Genomic DNA, 22379 nt, shown 5'->3' with positions numbered 1-22379 from the left:
ACGCTTAGAGGAGGGAGAATTATCGCCTACTTTTGTTAAAATAAATAATAGAGTCAATGAGAATCAAGACACCAGATAGAAGTCCCATTAGAACAATATAAACAAGTGTACGTTCTAGTAAAGGATTTGGCGCTTCTGTTATCCCGTTGCTATACGATATAACCTCTATCAAAAAAAGCGAGAACAAAGTAAAGAAAACACCTATAAATCCAATTTTATGCATATCATCTCTCCTAATAGTTATTCCCCAACCATCCCGTCACCGTCTCGGTCGTCCATATACTGGTACAACCAATGGTCACGCGTAATCGGCATCTCGAATCCGGCATTTTTGGCTTCTTTGATCGTCACTTGTCCATTTCCGTCAAGGTCGATATCGGATAATTCACGTTCCTCGACCGGCTCCGTCGTCACTGCAGGAGGGGAATCATCCGTCAATCCGAGCGATTCGTTCACTTCCTCCGGATCCACGTTATCATACGTATCGGTGACCGTATTGCCCCGTACGGTATACGTGTATTGGTAGCGGGAAGGAATCTGAGTCGTCGTGTTCGGATAGGTGATGATGGCTTCGAAGTCTTTCGCCCCGCCAGCCTTCCGGATGACATCTTCCATGAATGCCTGGTCGCCGTAACGGTTGAGTGCGCTGTTTTGTGGCGTGATGTTATAGGCGTTCGAGACACCGCCAAGTGAATCGGCGATGATATGGCCTTCGTCGAGGTTCGGGTCTTCGACACCCGGAACTTTTGCCTCGTCTGCATAATAGCGTCCTGAAGAATTAACGTCTTCGGTTTCATCGTCTTGAAGCGTGATTTCGTCGGCAATCACACGAACCAGTTGACCATGTTCGTTCGTGAACGCCCAATACTCACGATCGCCGAAGCCGATATCGACGACGACATTCGCTTCACGTGTGCCGGACTGATCGCCGCCATCGACCTCGATCTTCGTATAGCCTTCAAAAAGATCGCCTTCAGATTCAGGGATCTCGGTGGTATGTTCCTCTTGTACAGGTTCCTCTTCAACTGTTTGCTCAGTTGACGTCGATGTCGGGACGCTCACATCGGCATCCGTACAACCGGAGAGGAGCAGCACCCCAAGCAGAAATGGAATGTAAAATGGTATTCTTTTCATCTATCTCGCTCCTTATTCGAAGTTACACTGTCGTATTTACTATGTAGCTTATAATGATAGCATAAGAAGACGAGATGTGAGCGTCCTCCCTCAAAATGTGCTCGATGGATTCCTCTCATTTGTGGATTCAGAGAGCTTATGCCAAGATTGAAAAAAAGGGGGAAGAACGTATGAACGAAGTGATTGAGACTTTATTGAACCACCGTTCCGTCCGCGATTTTACGGACGAGAAATTGACAGACAAACAAATCCAGACCATCGTCGAGAGCGCACAACGGGCATCGACGTCTAGCTTTATCCAAGCCTACTCCATCATCGGGGTGACCGATGAAGCGAAGAAGAAACGACTTGCCGAGATTGCGGGCAACCAGTCCTATGTCGTCGAGAACGGTCACTTCTTCGTTTTTTGTGCGGATTTGCACCGCCATGAAGTGATTGGTGAACTGCAAGAAACAGAAGTGTCCTCAACACTTGAGACTGATGAAAAGTTGCTTGTCGCGGTGATCGACGCTGCACTTGCCTCTCAAAATGCAGCAGTGGCGGCAGAGTCGATGGGGCTCGGAATTTGTTATATCGGTGGCATTCGGAACGACCTCTTTGCGGTGAAAGAAGTGCTCGTATTGCCGGAACGGGTCATTCCGCTCTTCGGGATGGCCGTCGGTGTACCGGCCTCAGTCGAGGATCAAAAACCACGCTTACCGTTCCAACATGTCTACCATGAAAATATGTATGAAGCGAATCCAGAACGGATGAAGCAGTCCCTTTCCGATTACGATGCGTTGATCCACGATTACTATATGGTCCGTGGCTCGAACCCGCGTAAAGATACGTGGACTGGTCAAATGGGGCGCATGTTGTCGAAATCGACACGGCTTGACGTCAAAGACTTTTTGAAAGCACAAGGCTATTTGAAGCAATAAGATAAACCGCCGACAACTCTTTGTCGGCGGTTTTGTCATGTTCAATTCAATTGGGCGTCGAGCCAATTCTTGTCGATGGCACCAAATTGCTTCGCGATGATCACACCCGATTCATCGAGCACATACGTCGTCGGCATCGCCTGAATCCGATACGCATCTCCAACTTGGCCGTCACGGTCATAGACGACGGTAAATGCGTCTTCATACGGTTCGACGAACGAGACGGCATCGGCGGGGTCGCGTTCACTCGTCGTCGTGTTGACGGCGACGATGGTCACGTCATCTCGCTCTTTCGCGAACGCCGCCATATCCGGCATCTCCGCCCGACAAGGCGGGCACCAGGACGCCCAAAAGTTGACGACGACGCGCTGACCACTTAGTGAAGTTAAGTCGAATGTACTCCCATCAGTTCGCTGTAATTCGAACGAAGGGGGAATTTGCCCGATGTTCAAACCGGTTGACGCCGTCTCTGTCGTGACAGATTGTGTCGCTTTCTCTGGCAGGACAGCATTCACGACCGCGAGAACGACCAGGACTCCGACACTAATTTGAATCACTTTCTTTGAAGGGCGGGCGAGATAGACCGTCAATCCGAAGAGAACGAGGGCGATGACAATTATCCACCATTGAATCTGTCCGACCGCATATGACTTAAATAGCCAGATGCCGGATGCACCGCATACTGTCCAAAGAATGTTTCCACGAGTCGGTTCATGCATCCAGCGCCACGTCGTTCCGAGTAGCAGAAAAATGAGCATGGCGCTCCATAGATGAATCGGCTGGTCGGAAAGGTTCAAAATCGTCCCGTATACTGGAACCGCGAGTGTCATTCCGAACCAAATGAGGAGTCCGCTCAGCACCCAATACCCTAAAAGGTTCCGGTCGAGTCGATAGACGAACCAAAGGACGACAGCAGCTGCAATCCATTGAGACCATACGCCTCCTGTGGCGTAAAGAGCGAGCGATAGGTCACGTGTCGTCAACAGACCGATGACGATGGCACTTCCTTTCCAGGCAAGAAAACCATAGAACCATGTCCCGATGACGGCTTCACGCTGTTTACTCGACAACCCGAGAAAGCGGAAGATGCCGTAAAGGACGGCAAGGCTTAGTAAAAAGATGAGTAAATCGAAACGAATGTTGAGTGGACCGATGGCGACCACGTCTTTCCCTCCTAAACAAAAGGCGCCCCTCTCGAAGCGGGCGCCATATTCATAGTCAGTATAGCATTACTTGATTTGTTGAGCGTTCAAGACAGTCTTCATCGCGCCGTAGCCACCGAGGATATTGTGGATATCTTTGTAGCCGAGCGATTGAAGGACACTTGCCGCCATGCGTGAGCGGACGCCTGACGCACAATGGACCGCAATCGTTTGGTCTGTCGGAAGACCTTCGTGGTCACGTGCGAGCTTACCGAGCAAGATGCGCTCTGCCTTTTCGTAATGGCTCGCATTCCACTCTGTCGCGTTTCGAACGTCGAGGACGAACACGTCACCTTTTTCAGCAGCTTCAATCGCTTCTTCTGCCGTCACGTCCGCATACGTTTCCGTCAAAAGTGATGCATCGAGTTCTTCGACTGGGACGATGAAGCGAAGACGGTCGAGACCGATTGATTGAAGGTCTGTCTGCACTTGATCGACGTTTTCTGCACTTGCGATAACCGTGATGTCTTTGTCGAAGTTGACGAGCCAGCCTGCCCAAGAGACGAACTTGTTGTTGTACGGGATGTTGATTGTCCCTGGTACGTGTCCGTTCGCAAAGTCTTCTCCTTTACGCGTGTCGACGACCTGTGTCTCTTCGACGAGTGTATCGAGACGGTCCGACCCGACGACTTCAGGACGAGCGATGTCCGTCGTCACTTGGATACCTTCTTTGTTCACTTTTTTCATCATGGCAAAGTAGTTCGGTGGTTCGGGTTGATCCGTCGTCAATTCTTTGATGAAGGCATCTTTGTCCGTCATTTGAAGCGCCCAGTTCGTCGCTTTCTCGTAACCGACCGTCGATGTTGGGATCGCGCCGAGCGCTTTCCCACATGCACTACCTGCGCCGTGTCCTGGCCAGACTTGAACGAAGTCAGGAAGTGCCATGAACTTTTTGAGTGAATCAAACATTTGTTCCGCACCGATTGCCGTCGTTCCTTTCACACCGGCCGCTTCTTCGAGAAGGTCAGGGCGACCGATATCCCCGACGAAGACGAAGTCTCCTGTGAAGATCCCCATCGGTTGTGTCTGGTTCCGGTCATAAAGGAGGAACGAGATATGTTCCGGTGTGTGACCCGGTGTGTGCATGACTTCAAGTGTCACGTTTCCGATTTTGAACGTGTCGCCTTCTTTGACGAGCTGTGCGTCAATTTCTTTCGCGAATGCATACTTCCAAGAAGCATCACCTTCGTCTGATAGGTAGGCTTTCGAACCTGTGCGCTTCGCGAGTTCGAGTGATCCCGATACAAAGTCCGCATGGATATGCGTCTCTGCCGTTGCGACGATGTTCATACCTTCTTTTTTCGCTTCTTGAAGATAAGGTTCGATGTTACGGGCCGGGTCGATGACGATGGCTTCTCCCGTCATTTGGCAACCGACCATATATGAAGCTTGTGCTAATTTTTCATCATAAAAATAACGTAATAGCATATCAATTTCCCCCTATGGATGTAATCGTTTATTCGACTTCGCCTTGCCAGCTCATCATCCCACCGTCGACGTTCGTGACATCGAATCCGAGTGAATCGAGATAGGCAGATGCGTTCATGCTGCGTCCGCCGGCTGCGCAAATGACGTGAATCGGTTTAGAGCGATCGAGCTCATCGACTTTTGCCCCGAATTCAGAAAGTGGTACGTTCTTCGCTTGTTTGATGTGACCTCCAGCATATTCGTCTACCTCTCGCACATCGATGAGGTTGAGTGAGTCGTCTGCTTGAAGTAACGCTTCTAATTCAGTAGTCGTAATCGTCTTCATGAGTCTGTGATCTCCTTTTCATGGTTAAGGTTTTTGGCAACGAGAATGTTTCGTTGGCTTTAATATACCCCCTAAGGTATAATGAGCGCAAGTGAAAAGAATTGGAGGGTAAAACATGAAGAGAATCTCCTTATTTGTCGGAGTTTTGGCTTTAATGGCGATTTTTATCTTTGTAATCACATCAGAAAAGGATGAAATTACGAGAATTGACGTTAAAACTCTACAAAACAAATTGGAAAACGAAGAAATAACACTCCTTGACGTACGAGAATCGTCTGAATACGAGGGGGGGCATATCGAAGGGGCGGTGAACGCATCACTTTCTTCATTAGATGCAAATCAACTGCCTTATCCGAAAGACGAACCAATCTATGTGATCTGTCGGAGCGGTAACCGAAGTGCCCAGGCTGCTAGTCAATTACAGGATGCCGGCTATACGGAAATCTATGACGTATCAGGCGGGATGATGGCCTGGGAATCGATTGAATAAGTAGAGAAGACGAGAGCAAATGGAGGAGTCTATATGGAGTTCGGGTTTATCATTACAATCTTTCTAATTGGATTTATCGGGTCGTTCATTTCTGGGATGGTCGGGATTGGTGGATCGATCATCAAGTATCCGATGTTGCTATACATTCCACCGATTCTAGGGTTCGCGGCTTTCAGCGCGCATGAAGTATCCGGAATCAGTGCGATTCAAGTGTTCTTTGCGACAATCGGCGGGATTTATGCTTATCGTAAAGGTGGATACTTAAACAAGCAGTTGATTCTTTACATGGGGGTGTCGGTATTAATTGGTAGCTTCATCGGTGGATACGGATCGACGATTCTTTCGGAAGTGATGATCAATGTCGTCTATGCCGTACTCGCAACGATTGCCACAATCATGATGTTCTTGCCGAAGCCACAAGTGGACGATATGCCACTCGACCAAGTCCGGTTCAACAAAGTGATCGCAGCAAGCTCTGCCTCCATTGTAGGAATCGCCGCAGGAATCGTCGGGGCAGCGGGAGCCTTCATTCTCATGCCGATCATGCTTGTCGTCTTACGCATCCCGACGAAGATGGCGATTGCGAGTTCTCTCGCCATCACCTTCATCTCGTCGATTGGCTCGACGTTCGGTAAGATCATCACCGATCAAATTGTCTGGGGTCCGGCCGTCATTATGATTATCGCGAGCCTGATTGCCGCTCCAATCGGGGCGAATGTCGGGAAGAATATGAATACAAAAGCACTCCAATGGATTTTAGCGCTACTCATCTTGGCGAGTACCATCAAAATCTGGAGTGACTTGATTGCATAAAAAAATCACGATGCCTATATGCTGGCATCGTGATTTTTGTGTTATTTCGTAATGAAATAGTAGAGGAGTCCGAGTCCGATGAACGAGACAGGGAGCAAGATGATGTAGAGCCAAGATACCATCGACCAGCTCTTCTTTTGACTGTACGTGGAGCGGTCTTTCCCGAGCCCGACCATAATAGTGAAAATCATTGCAATCAAACAGACGAGCAAGGCTAATCCGATTGTTAGGTACAAAATATCACACCCTTTACTGACAGTTATAACTTAAGAATAGCTTAAAAGAAGAGCTTGAAAACGTTCTAAATGTTGGGATTTTGTGACCACGCTGATTACTATAAATCACTTTTGAATGTGACTCATATATTCAGACACAGGAGATATTTCAATTCCCAGTGCTTCATCGATAATCGTCAAGGCACTTTCGTGACGTTTTGATGTTTCTGCCGCCACACAATCACGAGGTACATATATATCATAGTCACGCATATATGCATCATTTGCAGAAAAGAGGATACAAATATCCGTCGCGACTCCGGTTAAAATCAATTTCGTCACGTTTAACTGACGAAGTAAAATATCTAACTGAGTTCCAAAGAAAGTGGAGTGCCTTGGTTTTATAATAAAATACTCTTCATCTTCCGGTTCGATTTGCGAGGCAATATGTTCACCCTTAGAAGCCTTTACATACTCAATGATGTCTTCCGTGCTATCTTTCCATTGTCCGAAGTTATCATTACAATAAATGACGGGCAAGTCCAACTCTTTAAAGTGCTTTTTAAGCTCGAGAATCGGTTCAACAATCGCTTCCGTATGTTTACGTAGCATGTCGCCACCTTCAAAATCAAAATCATTGAACAAATCAATAATGAGTAATGCCGTCCTAGACATAGAAATACCTCCTTACTATAAAACTCCTATAGCAAAGAGGTACCACTTTTTCATTTGAAGTATGCTTATTCAGCGAACGTTTTACTGCGGAACATAAATGCCGTGATGAGATAGAAGACGATGATATGAAGGGCGACATAGAAAATCGAGAAGCCCATCGTAGCGTCCATCGCTTTCATAAACTCTGGGTTGACGTCATAGATGGAAAGGTCTGTATGCAAGAAGACAATCCATTTCGCAAGCTCAGGTTTCCAAGCGACGAGAAGACCGCCGATGATACTTGAGGCGAAGTTTGCGAGTACCGTGAAACCGATGACGACGCCGACCGACTTGAAGACGACCGAGAACATGAGCGTCAAGAAGATGATGAAGATCGGTCCGCTCACACTGATGAGGATCGGACGGACGACATCCCATGTGACAGAGCCGTCTAACGTGAGTGAGAACCCGAACGCGACGACCAAGATAAAGACGAATTGGAGCAACATGACGAGGACGGCCATGACGAGCTTCGACAATAAGATGCGGTCGCGAGAGTACGGGCTCATCAACAAGTGTTTCAACGTATCAAATTTCAATTCGTTCCCGACCATCTCGGCCGTAAAGACAATCGTAAAAATACTCAAGAAAGCGATGGCACCCATCGTTGAAAATTCAAAGAATGATGCCGCTTCTGGTGTACCTTCACCACTGGCCAATACAGCGTATACGATGAGGATGATTGCTGTATACACGCCTAGGGCGACGTATGGTTTAATCGTACGACGCCATTTCATCCATTCATTGCTGAGTAATGAACGCATTGTTCGTACCTCCTTCTTTTTTCGTCAATTTCAAGAATTGTTCTTCGAGTGACTCGTGTTTCATGCCAATTTGATAGACGGCGATATCGCGCTCGATTAATTGTTTCAGTAAGACCGGAATGTCTGTCTCTTGACGCGGTACGATAAACGACTCGGCAGACTGCTGGACGATTTTCACATCATCGAAGGCGAGTGCTGCGACGTCAAGTGCCTCGTTCATCTGTTCCTTGGCAACTTTACAGAGGATGACGCTGTCAGCCTTCGTCTGTCCGTCTTCCACTGACTTGATTTGTCCTTGGTCAATGATTGCGAAACGGTCGGTGATCAATTCCATCTCGCTCAATAAATGGCTCGAGATAAGGATGGCGATTCCGCGGTGGTCCGCAAGATGGCGTAAGTAATTCCGAAGGTCGGCGATCCCGGCTGGGTCAAGACCGTTCGTCGGCTCATCTAAGATGAGCACTTTTGGGTTATGCAACAAGGCACGGGCAATCCCGAGGCGCTGTTTCATCCCGAGTGAGTACTGTTTGACTTTCATATCGAGCTTTCCGTCGAGTCCGACGAGGGCACCGAGTGCATTCAAGTCGACTTTTTTCAAGTTCGGAATCAAGTTCATCGCATGAATCAAGTTTTCCCGGCCCGTCATGTACGGATAGAATGCAGGATTCTCGACGATGGCCCCGATTCGGCTGAGCGCTTCTTGGCGGTTGTTCGCCACGTCATACCCATCGACTGTCACGGTCCCGTGCGTCGCAGGCATGAGACCTGTGATGATTCGAATAGTTGTCGTCTTCCCGGCGCCGTTCGGTCCGAGGAATCCGAAAATTTCTCCTGGAACAACGTCAAAACTGACATTTGTCAATACCGTTGCTTTTCCCATCTTTTTATGGACATTTTGTACGGATAACATGTGGTCACCTAGCTTTCTGTTAAGAGTAATAGTGTAATGCCTACACTCCCTATTACGAGGCTGTTTGAAATAAGGTTTCATCTTTTTTTGAAATTGTTGAAACAAATACATCAAGACACAATTTATCGATAAGCAAAACTTATTGAAATAGTATGGACGAATTGTGAATTTGTAAGGGTCTTTCTGCGACGAAAGGTGTAGTATGAAGTTGAGCGTAAGAGGCAAGATTTGGTTTTGTTCACCAGGGTAGGAGAAAGGTGAACTGCTTCGGGCTACATGTTAAAATGAAAGCGTTCACAGATTGAACGTTTAGGAATGGATAAGGGGGATTTATTCAATGGGAGAGTCGTCGAATGTTCACGAGAAATCGCAAGCATTTTATGGTCCTAACTTAGGCTACATCATTGAACTGTACGAACAATATTTGGAAGACCCATCATCGGTCGATGAAGAAACGCGCCGATATTTTGACGAATTTGGGGCACCGGAAACGTCGACACCGACAGAAGTTCCAGTCTCGGGTCCATCGTTTGATTTAGAGAAGGTCGTTTCGGCGACACGGCTCATCAACGACATCCGTGCTTTCGGTCATAAAGCAGCTGATATTTATCCACTAAAAGACCATCCGCGCGAGCAGGAGTTATTCGAACTGTCACGCTATGATTTGACAGAAGAAGACTTAAAACAAATTCCAGCCCGCCTTTTATCAGATGATGCACCAAAACCAAACGCGAGCGCCTTGGAACTATTCCGTCACTTGCTTGACGTTTATACAGGAACGGTCGCCATCGAACTCCGTCACTTAGATGACATGGAAGAGAAGAAGTGGATTCGTCGTCAAGTCGAACAAGGGGCGTTACAGCAAACCTTCTCGAAAGAAGAAAAAATTGAGTTATTCAAACGTTTGGCTGAAACAGAACTGTTTGAATCATTCCTTCATAAAACATACGTCGGACAAAAACGCTTCTCGATCGAAGGATTGGATGCGATGGTGCCACTTCTCGATGCGATGGTCGGAGGCCTCATTTCGAGCGGTTCGGAACATATCAACATCGGGATGGCCCACCGTGGACGTTTGAACGTACTTGCCCATGTTCTCGGCAAACCATACGAAATGATTTTTGCGGAGTTCCAGCACGCACCGAACAAAGAATTGATCCCATCTGAAGGGTCAATCGGCATCAACTTCGGTTGGTCAGGCGATGTGAAATATCACCTCGGTCTTGACCGGAAAGTGGTCGAACAGCAAAAAGAAGTCCGTCTCAACTTGGCGAACAACCCGAGTCACCTCGAGTTCGTCGGGTCGGTCGTCGAAGGATACACGCGTGCCGCACAAGATGACCGTTCTGAAAAAGGATCGGCTGTACAGCACGACGATTTGGCAGCCTCAATCTTGATCCACGGAGATGCGGCCTTCCCAGGACAAGGCATCGTCGCGGAGACACTCAACATGACAAACTTGACGGGTTACCGTACAGGTGGGACGGTTCACGTCATCGCCAACAACACAATCGGTTTCACAACGGACCCGAACGATTCACGGTCGACGCGTTACGCAAGTGATATCGCCAAAGGCTACGAGATTCCGGTCTTCCATGTGAATGCGGATGATCCGGAGGCATGTGTTGCCGTCGCGAAGTTGATCAGTGAGTATCGTGCCAAGTTCCATAAAGATATCTTGGTCGACTTGATCGGGTACCGCCGATACGGTCACAACGAAATGGACGAACCGATGAACACGAACCCGGTCCTTTACAAAGCCATCAAAGGACACCAGTCTGTCCGTCACGTCTATGCCGCACGACTTGAGGAAGAAGGCGTCATGACGAAAGATGAGAAAGCACAAATCGAGCAAAAGATTGAAGAGGCGCTGAAAGCAGCGCGCGACCTCGTTCCTTCTGAAGAAGAGGATGCAGACATCGTGTTACCGGATGCGGTCCATAAAGGATTCCCGAAAGTCGATACGAGCGTCGAACGAGAATTCCTCACGCAATTGAATGAAGAGTTATTGAACTGGCCGGAAGGCTTTGGTGTCTTCCATAAGCTTCAAAAAGTACTCGACCGTCGTCGTGATGCGTTCAGCGAAGGTGGAAAAATTGACTGGGGTCATGCGGAGACGCTCGCCTTCGCGTCAATTCTTTCAGATGGTACGCCGGTCCGCTTGAGCGGTCAAGATTCAGAGCGCGGAACGTTCGCCCAACGGAACATCATGTTGAACGATGTCGAGTCAGGTAAGAAATTCTCGCCACTCCATGAGTTGTCGACGGCGAAAGCATCGTTCTCGGTCTATAACAGCCCGCTCTCAGAAGGTTCGGTGCTTGGATTTGAATATGGCTACAACGTATTCGCACAAGATACACTCGTCCTGTGGGAAGCACAATACGGTGACTTCGCGAACTCGGCACAAGTCATGTTCGACCAGTTCATCTCGGCGGGACGCGCGAAATGGGGCCAAAAGTCAGGCCTCGTCATGCTCTTACCGCACGGTTACGAAGGACAAGGGCCGGAGCACTCAAGTGCACGTATGGAACGTTACTTGACACTTGCCGGGGAGAAAAACTGGACAGTCGCAAACCTTTCGTCTGCGGCACAGTACTTCCATATTCTTCGTCGTCAAGCAGAGATGCTCGGGAAAGAAGAGATTCGTCCGATGATCATCATGACACCGAAGAGTCTGCTTCGTCATCCGCTCGCCACGTCACCAGTCGAGGCGTTCACGGAAGAGAGCTTTAAACCAATCGTCGAACAACCAGGTCTCGGGGAAAACACAGAGAAAGTCGAACGTCTTGTTTTCTGTACAGGGAAAATGGCAATCGACCTCGCGGAAGCGGTCGGCAAGTCAGAAGAGTCACTCGACTTCTTGCATATCGTCCGGGTCGAAGAAATCTATCCGTTCCCGGTTCGTGAGATTCGTGACGTCATCAGCCGTTATCCGAACGCGCGTGAAATCGTCTGGGTTCAGGAAGAACCGAAAAACATGGGGGCTTGGACATATATCGAGCCTCGTTTAGAAGCGGTCACAACGAACCGACTCGATGTCCGTTATATCGGTCGTCGCCGTCGTTCGAGTCCGGCTGAAGGGAATCCGACAGCTCATAAACAAGAACAAGCACGCATCATCCGTGAAGCACTCTCTCGTGACGTCGTCTCGAGCGGTGCAGGCACGAGCACATATCAAAAAGATCGTAAATAAGTTAAGGGGGAACTCATTGTGATCGAAATCAAAGTACCGGAGTTAGCAGAGTCCATTACGGAAGGAACGGTCGCGACATGGCTCAAACAGCCAGGCGACCAAGTCGAAAAAGGTGAAGCCATCGTCGAGCTCGAGACAGATAAAGTCAATATCGAAGTCCCGGCTGACGAAGCGGGTGTGTTAGAAGAGCAACTTGCCGGAGAAGGGGACACGGTTCAAGTCGGTGAAGTCATCGCACGTCTCGGTTCAGGTTCTGGTGGCGGAACGGCTGTCGCGACGAAGACGAAGACGGAAAACGCGACAGAAACGAAAACAGAAGCACCGACTGAGAAAAAGACAGAGTCTATTGAAGAAGGCAAGAAAGTCGAGAAACGTGAAGAGCACGTGGCGAGCCCGGGTAAAGGACCAATCGCGACACCGGCTGCACGTAAACTCGCTCGTGAGAAAGGCATCGATCTCTCAGCCGTTCAAACGAATGATCCAATCGGGCGCATCAACGTCCATGATGTATCGAGACATGAAGAGAAACCGGCTGTGAAAGAGCAGAAACCAGCGGCGGCAGCTTCGGCACCACAACCAGCTGCAGCTGCAAATGGAAAAGAAGAAGAGCGCATCAAAATGACACGTCGCCGTCAGACGATTGCGAACCGTCTCGTTGAAGTGCAACAGACGGCAGCGATGCTCACGACGTTCAATGAAATCGACATGTCTGCGGTCATGGCACTTCGTAAACGTCGCCAAGAGAAGTTCGTGAAAGACAACGATGTCAAACTCGGCTTCATGTCATTCTTCACGAAAGCAGCAGTGGCGGCTCTCAAGCGGATGCCTTACTTGAACGCTGAGATCCAAGGTAACGAAATCGTCTTGAAGAAATATTATGACATCGGAATCGCCGTTTCGGCTCCAGATGGTCTCGTCGTTCCGGTCGTCCGTGAAGCGGACCGCAAAAACTTCGGGGAGATCGAGAAAGATATCCTTCACCTCGCGGACAAAGCGCGTAACAACAAACTCGGGTTGAGTGATTTGACAGGTGGTACGTTCACGATCACAAACGGTGGCGTGTTCGGTTCACTCCTCTCGACACCAATCTTGAACGGACCGCAAGTCGCTATCCTTGGGATGCACTCGATTCAACTCCGTCCAGTCGCCATCGATGCGGATACAATGGAGAACCGTCCGATGATGTACGTGGCACTCTCGTATGACCACCGAATCGTAGATGGTCGTGAGGCTGTGACATTCCTCAAGCACATTAAAGACATGATTGAAGATCCAGAACAATTATTGTTCGAAGCGTAAAACGAGAAGGTACTCGCTCCTATGTAGGGGCGAGTGTTTTTTTTGTAAGGTTATATTGAAACCCTTTTTATGGGATTTGTTGTTGGGTAAATATGTTATCCTTGATGGAGAATAGCTAGAAAAGGGTGTGGGGACAGAATGAAACGGAAAAAAGCGTTTTGGTGGGTTGCACTGACGGGACTTGTCGTCATCGGGATTGCTTCCTATGTTGGCTATACATATTGGAGTGGACCGAATCCAAATGAACTTGACCGGGAGCAGATGACGGAAGAAGACTACACGCGAGCACTCGAATTGATTGATATCATCAAGGAAGAAGACCCACTCGGGCGGCGTCAAAATGTGACGCGCCGCATCAATCCACAGGAGACGACGGGACTCATCTTTGATGATCCCAAAAAGCTGAACAAAGGGAATCTTATTGACGCGATGCATCTGATGACCCATCAAAAAATCTTGGCGACAGAAAAAGCGGGTGCCATCCCGATGACGCATGACAATCTGAAAGAGGTTCGTGACTATTTGGAGTTGTTGCGTGACAAGAATAAAATCAAAAACGATGACTATCTTCAACTCGGTGGTATCATTGAACGCTGGGAACAAGCCATCTTCGATGAAATCGATAAAGAGCAGGACGTTTTGTTAGAGGAAATGTATGCCGCCATCGGATTCTCGAACGGACTGGCGACACGTGCGGAAGAAGAGTTGTTCATCTTGAATAACTTTGGGGGAGAATACGTGTATACGCTGGATTTAGAACCGATGCCAGAAGAGGAAGAACAGAAGGGAGACGTGAATACGAATACGGAAGAATAAGCAAAAGGAGTTCATCACGAACTCCTTTTCGTATGGAGAAACGACGTCACGAAAGCGACTCATGGAAAGAAAGTTGATGTTTCCCGTTCGCTTTTGACCGATATAACGCGTCGTCCGCTTGTTCGATGGCAATGTGTGGTGGTTCCGGTGGACTCCAAATGGACACCCCGATACTAGCCCCGACTTTCACCGATGCGATGTCTAGCGTAATCGGTTTAGAAATTGTATCGATGAGTGTGTTTCCAACCTCCCGAATTTGTTGGGTCGAACGCTCAGTCCTTGGGAACATGAGGAAGAACTCGTCTCCGCTCAATCGAACGGGATAGACCTCCTCGATGGGCAGAGCCCGTAACCGTTGTGCGACCTCGACCAAAACCTCGTCCCCGCCCCCATGACCATATGTATCATTCACCGCCTTGAAGCCATCGAGGTCGAGATAGAAGAAGACGTACGGTTCTTTCGAGGTGTGTAGTTGATTCAGCTGCTCACGTAGGGCGACCCGATTTGAAAGACCGGTCAGTGCGTCACGATTCGCTAGTTTTTCAAAGTGTACCCGTTCCGACTCTGACTCCGTAAGGGAGGTGACGAGCGATTCGAGCGCGAACGCGAGCGACTCAATCTCTTTGATTCCTGATTGATGGGGAAACGTGTTTGCTTTCCCTTGTTCCATGAGCGAAGCCGTTTCGGTGATTCGCTTCAACGGTCTCGTCACGATCGAAGCGAGTAGCCAACCGAGTACAGCCGTCACAAGTGAGGCCAATAAACCAATCCATAGAATTCTCGTTTCAAGTGTCTCGACTGGTGCAAACGCGACTGCCGTCGGCTGACGGACGACGACCTGCCAACCAAGTCCAGGATATTCATCATATCCTTCTCCGATTGACATGCCTGTCAGATAGTCTTGACCGTCATCCCACTCTTTCACGGAGGCGCCTTCTGTAAAGGATACAGGGAGTGGTTTTCCGACCATGTCGTCTGGACCGAGGAGCACGACACTGTCTCGTTCACTGATGACGAATAAATCCGTATCATCGACTTGTTCATGAAGCGTTCGATTGAAATGTTCGAGTACTTCTTTCCCCCAGGCCCAGCTTAAATGAGTGGCAAGTACCCCTTGAAACGAGCCGTCCTGGAAAAGCGGGACACTGATATCGACGAATTGAAGGGGTTCCCCCGTCGGATTAGGCAATAATTCAGCTAAGAGGACCGCCTCGTGGACATCTCCGATAAAGGGAGCATCTTGTGCTTTGAGATAAACCGGTCGTTCGGCAATCGAGGCTCCCTCGAGAATCCCGTTCGTCGAAGCGACGACGGTCCCGGCCGCATCCGTGACGCCCATCCATGAGAAGGCGGGGATGTTCGTCTGGACTTGATCGAGGAGTCGACGTGTTTCATCTCGGTCCTCTAAATCGAGACCTTGTAAGAGTTGGACTTCTTGATAGCGTGACCACATATAAAAATCGAGCTTGTCCGCCAACTGATGCGATGTCGTCGAGAGGCGTTCCCCGATTTCTTGTTCGAGTGAATCAGATGCCCTATGACTGATGAGAGAAGTGAGGGCGATTGTCAGTAAAAAGACGAGCGTGGCAATGCTGAGCGCCAAAATGAGTCCGAGGCGCATCGTAAAAGACTTGATCATGCGTAAATAAACCTCCTAAAGCTTGAATTGAAGAGAATTATGAAAAACGAGTCGATATCATGATAGGAAGAAGAGCTTCCGCTATAATGAAAGACGAGTCAAAATAGATAGAGGTGAAGAGAATGAAAAAGAATCAATTGTTGGTCATCTTGACCATCGTTGCGGTCGCGTTAATCGCATTGGTGTTCGTCTTACTCAACCAAGATGAGTCGACGACAGCCGAGCGTGGCGATCACGTCTCGATTGAAGGACAACCGACACTCGGAAACCCGGATGCGAAAGTATCCGTCGTCGAGTTCGGAGATTACAAGTGTCCTTCGTGTAAACAGTGGGGTGAAACGATTTACCCGCAACTGAAAGCGGATTATCTCGACAAGGAAGACGTCAGCTTCAGCTATATTAACGTCTTGTTCCATGAACAAGAATCAATTTTGGCATCCCTCGCTTCCGAGTCGGTATACGAGCAAGATCCTGAGTCGTTCTGGAAGTTCCATAAGGCGCTCTACGATGCGCAACCGGAATCACAACAACACGACAATGCGTGGGTGACCGTCGAGAAGCTGAAAGAAATCGCAAGCAAGACGACGACATCGGTCGACTTGGCGAAGTTTGAGCAAGACCTTGGGGAAGAATCGACCGTGCTTGAAAAAGTCAGTACGGATGATGGTCTTGTAAAAGAGAACGGTGTCCAATTCACGCCGTCTATCATGATCAACGGTGTGATGCTCGAAGACCCGTTCGATTACGAAAAAATCCAAGAGCTGATCGAGCAGGATTTGTAAGATGAAATCATTTCTCGAAAAGTATGGGTTATACCTCGCTTGGCTCGTCTCGTTGACGGCGACGCTCGGCAGTCTCTACTTCAGTGAGATCCGGGAGTTCGTGCCATGTGAGCTATGTTGGATTCAACGTATCTTTATGTATCCGCTGACCATCCTCTTGGGGATTGCCGTCTTCACGGAAGATCGGGCGGTTCGGAAATATGTGTTACCGCTTACTATCATAGGCGGTTTCGTATCACTTTACCATTACTTGGTACAGAAAGTGCCAGGTTTTGCAGAAATTCAACCTTGTGCACAAGGAGTTCCGTGTAGCGGTCAATACATTAACTGGCTCGGGTTCATCACAATCCCGTTCCTCGCATTGACAGCTTTCACGCTCATCACGATCCTCATGTGGAACGTCAAAAAGCGATAAGGAGTTGGCATGTGTGAAGAAATGGTGGATGATTGGTTTGACGACGATGCTTATCGTCCTAGCAGGATGCGGTCAAGAGATTGAGGATCCGCTCAACTGGGAAGTCGAATCGTTCGAATATACGAATCAAGATGAAGAAATGGTCAGTCTTGACGATTTAAAAGGGAAAGTGTGGATGGCGGATTTCGTTTTCACAAGCTGTGAGACCGTCTGTCCACCGATGACATACAATATGACAAAGCTGAATGAAGCGCTTGAAGAAGAGGGCGTCGAAGACGTGCAATTCGTTTCCTTCAGCGTCGACCCGACGGTGGACACTCCGGAGAAGATGAAAGAGTTTATGAGTGGCTATGACCTTGCGAAAGCAGATTGGCAGTTCCTCTCAGGTTACTCGCAAGACGAGATTGAAACGTTTGCCCAACAGAACTTCAAGGCGCTCGTCCGGAAGCCTGACGAAGGTACACAAGTCGACCACGGTACGTATTTCTATTTGGTCGACCAGGAAGGAAAGATCATCAAGGCGTATCCTGGTTTCCAAAACGTTCCGACCGAAGACATCATCAACGACATTAAAATCTTGCAAAAATCTTAACCGAAGACCTGCTCCACCAAACACGGGTGAGCAGGTCTTTTTGGTTTAAGAGAACTGATATAATGGAATAACCAGAATGCTCAATGAAGAGCACGCCATTTTTTTGAAAGATAAGCGAATCGACATACTTTCTCGGATAGAAACGGCGAAGGCACGCTATAATCAATTCAACGAACTATTAGAAAAGAGGACCTACATGAAAAAGACGATGTTGCTCTCATTGGTTGGAATGGCGGCTGTCACCGGAACGATTCTGACACAGTACAAACCACTTGGACGAAAGCCGAAATCGCTTCAATCTCCGAACCGGATCAATGGAAAGTTCCGTAATCAATATGAGACACCGATGAACTTCTCTGCGCAAGACATGGTGTCGATGGCGCGCGACTATCGTGATGTGACGTCACTGCGTAAGCCTACCGAACGTCTTCCGATCGTGCCAATCGATTTTGAGGAGAAGACGGACTCGAGCTTCACAAGAATCTATTGGCTCGGTCATTCGGCGCTCATGGTACAAATGGACGGGAAGACGATGCTCGTCGATCCGATGTTTGGACGTAGCCCATCCCCACTCCCGTTCGCTAAAAACGAACGCTTCAGTGAAGACTTGCCGTTCGAACTAGAGGACTTGCCCGAAATCGATGTCGTCTTATTGACACATGACCATTACGACCATCTCGATTATGGAACGATTCTTGCCATCCAAGACAAGGTCGCCATGTTCATCGTACCGCTCGGGGTAGGGAGTCATTTGAAACGATGGGGTGTCGGGGCAGAACGAATCGTAGAACGGGATTGGGGCGAGTCGTATGCGTTAGGGTCGTGGACATTCGTCTGTACGCCGGCGCGTCACTTCTCCGGTCGCTCGTTGACGGACCGCAACAGCACACTCTGGGCATCATGGGTCGTCCTAGGTGAGACAGATCGGCTCTTCTTCAGTGGGGATAGTGGCTACGCGCCGCATTTCAAGATGATTGGCGAACAGTACGGGCCGTTTGATTTTGCCGCACTTGAATGCGGGCAATATGACGTGCGCTGGCCAGACGTCCATATGCAACCGGAAGAGACCGCGCAAGCGTTTCACGATTTACGGGCCGACCAAATGATGCCGATCCATTGGGGGGCGTTCACGCTGTCGTTCCACGATTGGTTCGACCCAGCGGAACAGATGTCGTCTCTCTTACCAAAAGAAGTCGTCCTCACTCCAAAAATCGGGGAGAGAATCACGCTCGACGGTCGGAATGATACGACGACGTGGTGGCGAGAGCTCAAAGACGCAAACAAGCGATGACCTTGGTCACCGCTTGTTTTTTTGTTAGGAAGACATCTTCTCTGTGGAATCTTCCTCGATATGCAATTGATGCTTTCTCGTGTATACAAGAAATGCGCCGGTCATCGCGATCGAACTGATTCCGAACAAGACGACCATGAGCTGAAGTCCAATCAAGTCGAGGAAGAATCCTGTCACGAGAAGGACGACTTGGAAGATAATCCGGTCGAGCATGTTTCGGAACGAGAAGAAACGACCGTGATATTCTTTTGGCATCCGTGTCTGGAAAATCGTGACCGCCGTCGGGAAGAAGCATCCGACCGAGAAGCCGAAGAGAACGAACGCAGCAATGGACATGAACGGGATGTCCGCAAAATAGAGCATCAGTTGGGCGACACCGATTAAAAACGAGAACGAGAATAAAATCGAGAACGCCGAGAATTTTTCTCCGATCCGTTTAATCATAAAGGCACCTGTCATGAAGGCGAGTCCTTCTGCCGTATAAATCCATCCTTTAATCGCCGTCGAATCCTGCAGCTCACTGATATTGATGACGAGCAAGTTGAACCCTCCGAGGAAGAGGAGTGGGATGAGCGTCATGACGAGCGTCATGAAGATGACGGGAATCGATTTGATGATTGGGAAGACGTCTTTGAAACCGCTCGACGCTTTCGCATCGACCTTTTTCGCCGAGGGCGTTTTCGTCTCATCGAGTTTCAAGAAGAGCGTCGCCACCGCTAGCAACAGGTAGGCGACGAGCGAGAGCGCGTAGACGTTACGGAGCGAGATCAGTGTCAAAAGGACACCTGCAATCGCCGTCCCGATGACACGCGACAAGGTAGACACATTCATATGAACGCCGTTCAAGGCAAGAAGTTCCCGTTCTTTCACGATGAGCGGAATCGCTGCCTGAAGGGCAGGGAAATAAAAAGCGGCCGATCCCTGTAAGATAATCAAGAAGATGACCATCCACACGACCGAATTCGTCTCGATGGCGACGAACATGAAAATCACGCTGAGCGCCCGGACGATGCTCGAGATGAGCATGATTTTTTTCTTAGAACCTTGGTCGGTCAAGCGACCCGCGAGCGGACCGATGGCGACCCCGGCAAGTAAGCCGATGGCGAGAATGACCGCCTTCACAAAGTCAGAGGGGACGCGGTCTTGCATAAATTCCAAGTTCCCGATGATGCCGAGCCATAGACCAAGACCGGCGACGAATTCGCCCGTCAAGATGATCCAGACGTTCCGATTTTTCCACATAGATGTATTCCTCGATTCTTATCTGTTGATAATAATTATGCTTGAGAATGATTCATTTAGCCACAAAAAAGAAGCCAAACGTCGGCTTCTTCATCAATCAAATATCACAGTTGTCGTCGGTGCACGTCGCGCCGTTCGAAAGGACTTGGATCGTCGGATTGTTCTCAGACCAGACTTTTTCGAGCACTTGCGTGAACGCTTCCGTCGGCTGAGCACCAGACACCCCATATTTGTTGTCGAATACGAAGAACGGGACACCCGTGATGCCGAGGTCGCTTGCGCGTTTCTCTTCGGCACGGACGTCTTCCGTATACACGTCAGTCGTCAAGACGTCACGCACGGCGTCACGTTCGAGTCCGACGCTTGTCGCGATTTCAAGCAGCACATCGTGATTCCCGATGTGTTTCGCGTCGACAAAATACGCCTGAAGCAACGCTTCCGACAATTCTTTTTCTTTCCCGACCGTTTTCGCGTAATGCGTCAAACGATGCGAGTCGAGCGTACCCGTCACGACCATGTTCTCAAAATCGTAATCGAGTCCGACTTCGCGGGCCTGAGCGGCGACTTGTGCAGTCGTTCCTTTTGCCTGTTCGATCGGCATCCGATATTTCGTTGCGAGTGCCTCATAGATGGTACGTGAATCATTCGTCGGGGCGTTCGGGTCGAGTTCGAAACTCTTGAATTCGACTTCCACTTGGTCTGCCTGTGGGAACTGTTCGAGCGCCTCTTCTAGACGACGCTTACCGATATAACAAAACGGGCAGACATAATCTGACCATACTTCAATTTTCATGATGAATCCCTCCTGTCCTTAGTGTAGGAAATCTTGAATTCAAAGTACAGGAAACGGCTCATGAAAAAAGCCCTCCACGAGGAGGACTTAAAAGACGTACCAAAACACACAGACGAAGTGGGCGAAGCTTCCGAACAAGATGAACAGATGGAACACCTCATGGAAGCCCCAGCCTCGCCAGTTGACGAATTTTGGCTTGAACCCGTAAATGAGTCCACCAATGGTATACATGACGCCACCGAGGACGAGCCAGAAGATACCGGCGTTGCCGATTACGTCATGGAGCGGTCCGATAAAGAAGACGGACAGCCAGCCCATCCCGATATAGAGCGCGGTGGACAAGAAACGCGGGGCATGGAACCAAACGAGTTTGAAGATAATGCCGAACAAGGCGAGTGCGTGTACGGTACCGAAGAGGACCCACCGCGTCGGTCCTTCGAGCGCGAGTAACGTGAGCGGTGCGTATGTACCCGCAATCAATGCGTAAATCATCGCATGATCGATTCTCCGGAAGAAAGCGATGACGTTCGGTGAGGCGATGATGCTATGGTAAAGACCTGACGATAAGTAAAGAAAGACGAGGCTGATCCCGAATAGAATCGCGGCCATAATGGCAAGCGGCGAGCCGAGTAACGAGGCTTTGACGACCATCGCGATGAGGGCGATGAAAGCCAGTACCGCACCGGCAAGATGCGTCAGTGCGTTGATGGGTTCACGGAAAATCGAATGCATGTAAAACACTCCTTATCACATCATGTAGTATCGATAACTACATGATATACTGAAGAGGAACAAACAGCAAGGTGTACCTTTCGACAAATGGAAGTTTTCTTTATACTTAGGAAGTGAGGTGAGGTAGATGAAAGCGAAGGACATTACCGAAACGGAAGGCACACTCCCGCGGGATGTGCTGCCGACCATCAATTTATACATGGATCAGGTCATCCAGCTGTTCGAGCAGCATTATGGGAAGATGAAGCGAAACGAGAAGGAGACCATTTTGACGAAGACGATGATCAACAACTATGCCAAGGGCAAGTTGTTTCATCCCGTCAAAAATAAAAAGTATACAAATGAACATCTGATGTTACTCAGTTTGATTTATGAGATGAAAGGTCTCTTGTCGATCAGTGATATTAAGGAGACGCTCCGACCGTTGAACGAGTCGGATGAGACGTTCTCACTTGAAGACTTCTACGAGGCCTATCAGGCTCAGAAAGTGAAGAATCTAGAAGCGTTCGAAGCCCAGGCGGACACGCTATTAAGTACATCGCTCGAAAAAGAGAGCGATGTCAAGCGAACGCTCGCCATCGCATCTGCCGTTCATATGAGCCACTTGTATCAGCGGTTGGCCGAGCAATTGATCGATGAGAACTAAAAACAACTCCTCCGAAGACAAATC

Annotated in this window: 23 protein-coding genes; 11 read left to right on the top strand and 12 right to left on the bottom strand. The window is 49.0% G+C overall.

Features of this window, described 5'->3' with window-relative positions:
* Nucleotides 1-240 precede the first annotated feature (240 nt).
* A complete protein-coding gene (locus tag KNO61_RS07390) occupies nucleotides 241-1134 on the bottom strand; it encodes a DNA/RNA non-specific endonuclease (protein WP_214872867.1) in 894 nt (297 codons plus the stop codon).
* A 170-nt stretch (nucleotides 1135-1304) separates the two neighbouring features.
* Between KNO61_RS07390 and nfsA the strand changes: the two genes are divergently transcribed.
* Nucleotides 1305-2054, top strand: a complete 750-nt coding sequence (gene nfsA / locus KNO61_RS07385; protein WP_078146470.1) for an oxygen-insensitive NADPH nitroreductase — start codon at nucleotides 1305-1307, stop codon at nucleotides 2052-2054.
* A gap of 41 nt (nucleotides 2055-2095) precedes the next feature.
* Here the strand turns inward: nfsA and KNO61_RS17490 are convergent, their stop codons facing one another.
* The 3 genes from KNO61_RS17490 to KNO61_RS07370 all read right to left on the bottom strand — a co-directional run bounded on the left by KNO61_RS17490 (nucleotide 2096) and on the right by KNO61_RS07370 (nucleotide 5009).
* The gene (locus KNO61_RS17490; protein ID WP_214757281.1) at nucleotides 2096-3217 is read right to left on the bottom strand and encodes a TlpA family protein disulfide reductase; all 1122 of its coding nucleotides are present in this window, start codon (nucleotides 3215-3217) and stop codon (nucleotides 2096-2098) included.
* Nucleotides 3218-3283: 66 nt separating this feature from the next.
* Nucleotides 3284-4684 carry an MBL fold metallo-hydrolase gene (locus tag KNO61_RS07375; protein ID WP_214872866.1) on the bottom strand — a complete coding sequence of 467 codons (1401 nt, stop codon included), beginning with the start codon at nucleotides 4682-4684 and terminating at the stop codon, nucleotides 3284-3286.
* 28 nt (nucleotides 4685-4712) lie between these two features.
* A complete protein-coding gene (locus KNO61_RS07370) occupies nucleotides 4713-5009 on the bottom strand; it encodes a rhodanese-like domain-containing protein (RefSeq protein WP_015881009.1) in 297 nt (98 codons plus the stop codon).
* Between the two features lie 115 nt (nucleotides 5010-5124).
* Here KNO61_RS07370 and KNO61_RS07365 point away from each other — a divergent pair, with 115 nt between their 5' ends.
* Both KNO61_RS07365 and KNO61_RS07360 read left to right on the top strand, forming a co-directional pair.
* Nucleotides 5125-5499: a rhodanese-like domain-containing protein gene (locus KNO61_RS07365; protein ID WP_240499791.1), complete on the top strand. Its 375-nt coding sequence runs from the start codon at nucleotides 5125-5127 to the stop codon at nucleotides 5497-5499.
* A 33-nt stretch (nucleotides 5500-5532) separates the two neighbouring features.
* On the top strand, nucleotides 5533-6312 hold the full coding sequence (locus tag KNO61_RS07360) for a sulfite exporter TauE/SafE family protein (RefSeq protein ID WP_214689306.1): 780 nt from the start codon (nucleotides 5533-5535) through the stop codon (nucleotides 6310-6312).
* A 41-nt stretch (nucleotides 6313-6353) separates the two neighbouring features.
* Here KNO61_RS07360 and KNO61_RS07355 read toward each other — a convergent pair whose 3' ends face one another.
* From KNO61_RS07355 to KNO61_RS07340, 4 genes are all read right to left on the bottom strand, one after another.
* The gene (locus KNO61_RS07355) at nucleotides 6354-6548 is read right to left on the bottom strand and encodes a hypothetical protein (protein ID WP_214689412.1); all 195 of its coding nucleotides are present in this window, start codon (nucleotides 6546-6548) and stop codon (nucleotides 6354-6356) included.
* 105 nt (nucleotides 6549-6653) lie between these two features.
* Nucleotides 6654-7202, bottom strand: coding sequence for a cysteine hydrolase family protein (locus KNO61_RS07350; RefSeq protein ID WP_214872865.1), 549 nt, complete (start codon nucleotides 7200-7202; stop codon nucleotides 6654-6656).
* Nucleotides 7203-7267: 65 nt separating this feature from the next.
* The gene (locus KNO61_RS07345) at nucleotides 7268-8005 is read right to left on the bottom strand and encodes an ABC transporter permease (protein ID WP_214872864.1); all 738 of its coding nucleotides are present in this window, start codon (nucleotides 8003-8005) and stop codon (nucleotides 7268-7270) included.
* Complete coding sequence (locus KNO61_RS07340) at nucleotides 7983-8915, bottom strand: ABC transporter ATP-binding protein (RefSeq protein WP_074037619.1); 933 nt, start codon at nucleotides 8913-8915, stop codon at nucleotides 7983-7985. The genes KNO61_RS07345 and KNO61_RS07340 overlap by 23 nt, the downstream gene beginning before the upstream one ends.
* A gap of 337 nt (nucleotides 8916-9252) precedes the next feature.
* Here KNO61_RS07340 and KNO61_RS07335 point away from each other — a divergent pair, with 337 nt between their 5' ends.
* The 3 genes from KNO61_RS07335 (at nucleotide 9253) to KNO61_RS07325 (ending at nucleotide 14223) form a co-directional block, all read left to right on the top strand.
* Nucleotides 9253-12108 carry a 2-oxoglutarate dehydrogenase E1 component gene (locus KNO61_RS07335; protein WP_015881016.1) on the top strand — a complete coding sequence of 952 codons (2856 nt, stop codon included), beginning with the start codon at nucleotides 9253-9255 and terminating at the stop codon, nucleotides 12106-12108.
* Nucleotides 12109-12126: 18 nt separating this feature from the next.
* Nucleotides 12127-13407, top strand: coding sequence for a 2-oxoglutarate dehydrogenase complex dihydrolipoyllysine-residue succinyltransferase (odhB, locus tag KNO61_RS07330; protein ID WP_214731778.1), 1281 nt, complete (start codon nucleotides 12127-12129; stop codon nucleotides 13405-13407).
* Between the two features lie 138 nt (nucleotides 13408-13545).
* On the top strand, nucleotides 13546-14223 hold the full coding sequence (locus tag KNO61_RS07325; protein WP_214689300.1) for a DUF6241 domain-containing protein: 678 nt from the start codon (nucleotides 13546-13548) through the stop codon (nucleotides 14221-14223).
* A gap of 46 nt (nucleotides 14224-14269) precedes the next feature.
* Here the strand turns inward: KNO61_RS07325 and KNO61_RS07320 are convergent, their stop codons facing one another.
* Nucleotides 14270-15862 (bottom strand): diguanylate cyclase domain-containing protein, encoded by a 1593-nt coding sequence (locus tag KNO61_RS07320; protein WP_214689298.1) that lies wholly within the window; start codon nucleotides 15860-15862, stop codon nucleotides 14270-14272.
* Between the two features lie 122 nt (nucleotides 15863-15984).
* On the opposite strand from KNO61_RS07320, the gene KNO61_RS07315 reads away from it, so the two are divergent.
* The 4 genes from KNO61_RS07315 to KNO61_RS07300 all read left to right on the top strand — a co-directional run bounded on the left by KNO61_RS07315 (nucleotide 15985) and on the right by KNO61_RS07300 (nucleotide 18942).
* Complete coding sequence (locus KNO61_RS07315) at nucleotides 15985-16644, top strand: DsbA family protein (RefSeq protein WP_214689290.1); 660 nt, start codon at nucleotides 15985-15987, stop codon at nucleotides 16642-16644.
* 1 nt (nucleotide 16645) lies between these two features.
* Complete coding sequence (locus KNO61_RS07310; protein WP_214684844.1) at nucleotides 16646-17059, top strand: disulfide oxidoreductase; 414 nt, start codon at nucleotides 16646-16648, stop codon at nucleotides 17057-17059.
* A 13-nt stretch (nucleotides 17060-17072) separates the two neighbouring features.
* A complete protein-coding gene (locus tag KNO61_RS07305) occupies nucleotides 17073-17651 on the top strand; it encodes an SCO family protein (protein ID WP_031421282.1) in 579 nt (192 codons plus the stop codon).
* Between the two features lie 196 nt (nucleotides 17652-17847).
* A complete protein-coding gene (locus tag KNO61_RS07300; RefSeq protein WP_214731776.1) occupies nucleotides 17848-18942 on the top strand; it encodes an MBL fold metallo-hydrolase in 1095 nt (364 codons plus the stop codon).
* 24 nt (nucleotides 18943-18966) lie between these two features.
* Here KNO61_RS07300 and KNO61_RS07295 read toward each other — a convergent pair whose 3' ends face one another.
* The 3 genes from KNO61_RS07295 to trhA all read right to left on the bottom strand — a co-directional run bounded on the left by KNO61_RS07295 (nucleotide 18967) and on the right by trhA (nucleotide 21709).
* Complete coding sequence (locus tag KNO61_RS07295; protein WP_214689286.1) at nucleotides 18967-20184, bottom strand: MFS transporter; 1218 nt, start codon at nucleotides 20182-20184, stop codon at nucleotides 18967-18969.
* A 97-nt stretch (nucleotides 20185-20281) separates the two neighbouring features.
* Entirely contained in the window at nucleotides 20282-20977 is a 696-nt protein-coding gene (locus tag KNO61_RS07290) for a DsbA family oxidoreductase (RefSeq protein WP_214689284.1), read from the bottom strand.
* Between the two features lie 87 nt (nucleotides 20978-21064).
* Nucleotides 21065-21709 (bottom strand): PAQR family membrane homeostasis protein TrhA, encoded by a 645-nt coding sequence (gene trhA, locus KNO61_RS07285; protein WP_031421292.1) that lies wholly within the window; start codon nucleotides 21707-21709, stop codon nucleotides 21065-21067.
* 127 nt (nucleotides 21710-21836) lie between these two features.
* On the opposite strand from trhA, the gene KNO61_RS07280 reads away from it, so the two are divergent.
* On the top strand, nucleotides 21837-22355 hold the full coding sequence (locus KNO61_RS07280; protein ID WP_078146481.1) for a DUF1836 domain-containing protein: 519 nt from the start codon (nucleotides 21837-21839) through the stop codon (nucleotides 22353-22355).
* Nucleotides 22356-22379: the final 24 nt, after the last annotated feature.

The organism is Exiguobacterium sp. s140 (assembly GCF_018617035.1).
GTDB classification, from domain to species: Bacteria; Bacillota; Bacilli; order Exiguobacteriales; family Exiguobacteriaceae; genus Exiguobacterium; species Exiguobacterium profundum.
Note: the sequence above shows the minus strand (reverse complement) of the source record. Positions and strands in the feature narration are given on the sequence as shown.

What these genes read in the sequence shown, in the direction of transcription:
- KNO61_RS07365 (WP_240499791.1), top strand. Translation starts at nt 5,125, where the DNA reads ATGAAGAGAATCTCCTTATTTGTCGGAGTTTTGGCTTTAATGGCGATT.
- KNO61_RS07390 (WP_214872867.1), bottom strand. Translation starts at nt 1,134, where the DNA reads ATGAAAAGAATACCATTTTACATTCCATTTCTGCTTGGGGTGCTGCTC.
- KNO61_RS07310 (WP_214684844.1), top strand. Translation starts at nt 16,646, where the DNA reads ATGAAATCATTTCTCGAAAAGTATGGGTTATACCTCGCTTGGCTCGTC.
- KNO61_RS07375 (WP_214872866.1), bottom strand. Translation starts at nt 4,684, where the DNA reads ATGCTATTACGTTATTTTTATGATGAAAAATTAGCACAAGCTTCATAT.
- KNO61_RS07295 (WP_214689286.1), bottom strand. Translation starts at nt 20,184, where the DNA reads ATGTGGAAAAATCGGAACGTCTGGATCATCTTGACGGGCGAATTCGTC.
- KNO61_RS07325 (WP_214689300.1), top strand. Translation starts at nt 13,546, where the DNA reads ATGAAACGGAAAAAAGCGTTTTGGTGGGTTGCACTGACGGGACTTGTC.
- KNO61_RS07300 (WP_214731776.1), top strand. Translation starts at nt 17,848, where the DNA reads ATGAAAAAGACGATGTTGCTCTCATTGGTTGGAATGGCGGCTGTCACC.
- KNO61_RS07370 (WP_015881009.1), bottom strand. Translation starts at nt 5,009, where the DNA reads ATGAAGACGATTACGACTACTGAATTAGAAGCGTTACTTCAAGCAGAC.
- KNO61_RS07315 (WP_214689290.1), top strand. Translation starts at nt 15,985, where the DNA reads ATGAAAAAGAATCAATTGTTGGTCATCTTGACCATCGTTGCGGTCGCG.
- nfsA (WP_078146470.1), top strand. Translation starts at nt 1,305, where the DNA reads ATGAACGAAGTGATTGAGACTTTATTGAACCACCGTTCCGTCCGCGAT.
- KNO61_RS07280 (WP_078146481.1), top strand. Translation starts at nt 21,837, where the DNA reads ATGAAAGCGAAGGACATTACCGAAACGGAAGGCACACTCCCGCGGGAT.
- trhA (WP_031421292.1), bottom strand. Translation starts at nt 21,709, where the DNA reads ATGCATTCGATTTTCCGTGAACCCATCAACGCACTGACGCATCTTGCC.
- KNO61_RS07335 (WP_015881016.1), top strand. Translation starts at nt 9,253, where the DNA reads ATGGGAGAGTCGTCGAATGTTCACGAGAAATCGCAAGCATTTTATGGT.
- KNO61_RS07360 (WP_214689306.1), top strand. Translation starts at nt 5,533, where the DNA reads ATGGAGTTCGGGTTTATCATTACAATCTTTCTAATTGGATTTATCGGG.
- KNO61_RS07350 (WP_214872865.1), bottom strand. Translation starts at nt 7,202, where the DNA reads ATGTCTAGGACGGCATTACTCATTATTGATTTGTTCAATGATTTTGAT.
- KNO61_RS07320 (WP_214689298.1), bottom strand. Translation starts at nt 15,862, where the DNA reads ATGATCAAGTCTTTTACGATGCGCCTCGGACTCATTTTGGCGCTCAGC.
- KNO61_RS07290 (WP_214689284.1), bottom strand. Translation starts at nt 20,977, where the DNA reads ATGAAAATTGAAGTATGGTCAGATTATGTCTGCCCGTTTTGTTATATC.
- KNO61_RS07345 (WP_214872864.1), bottom strand. Translation starts at nt 8,005, where the DNA reads ATGCGTTCATTACTCAGCAATGAATGGATGAAATGGCGTCGTACGATT.
- KNO61_RS07340 (WP_074037619.1), bottom strand. Translation starts at nt 8,915, where the DNA reads ATGTTATCCGTACAAAATGTCCATAAAAAGATGGGAAAAGCAACGGTA.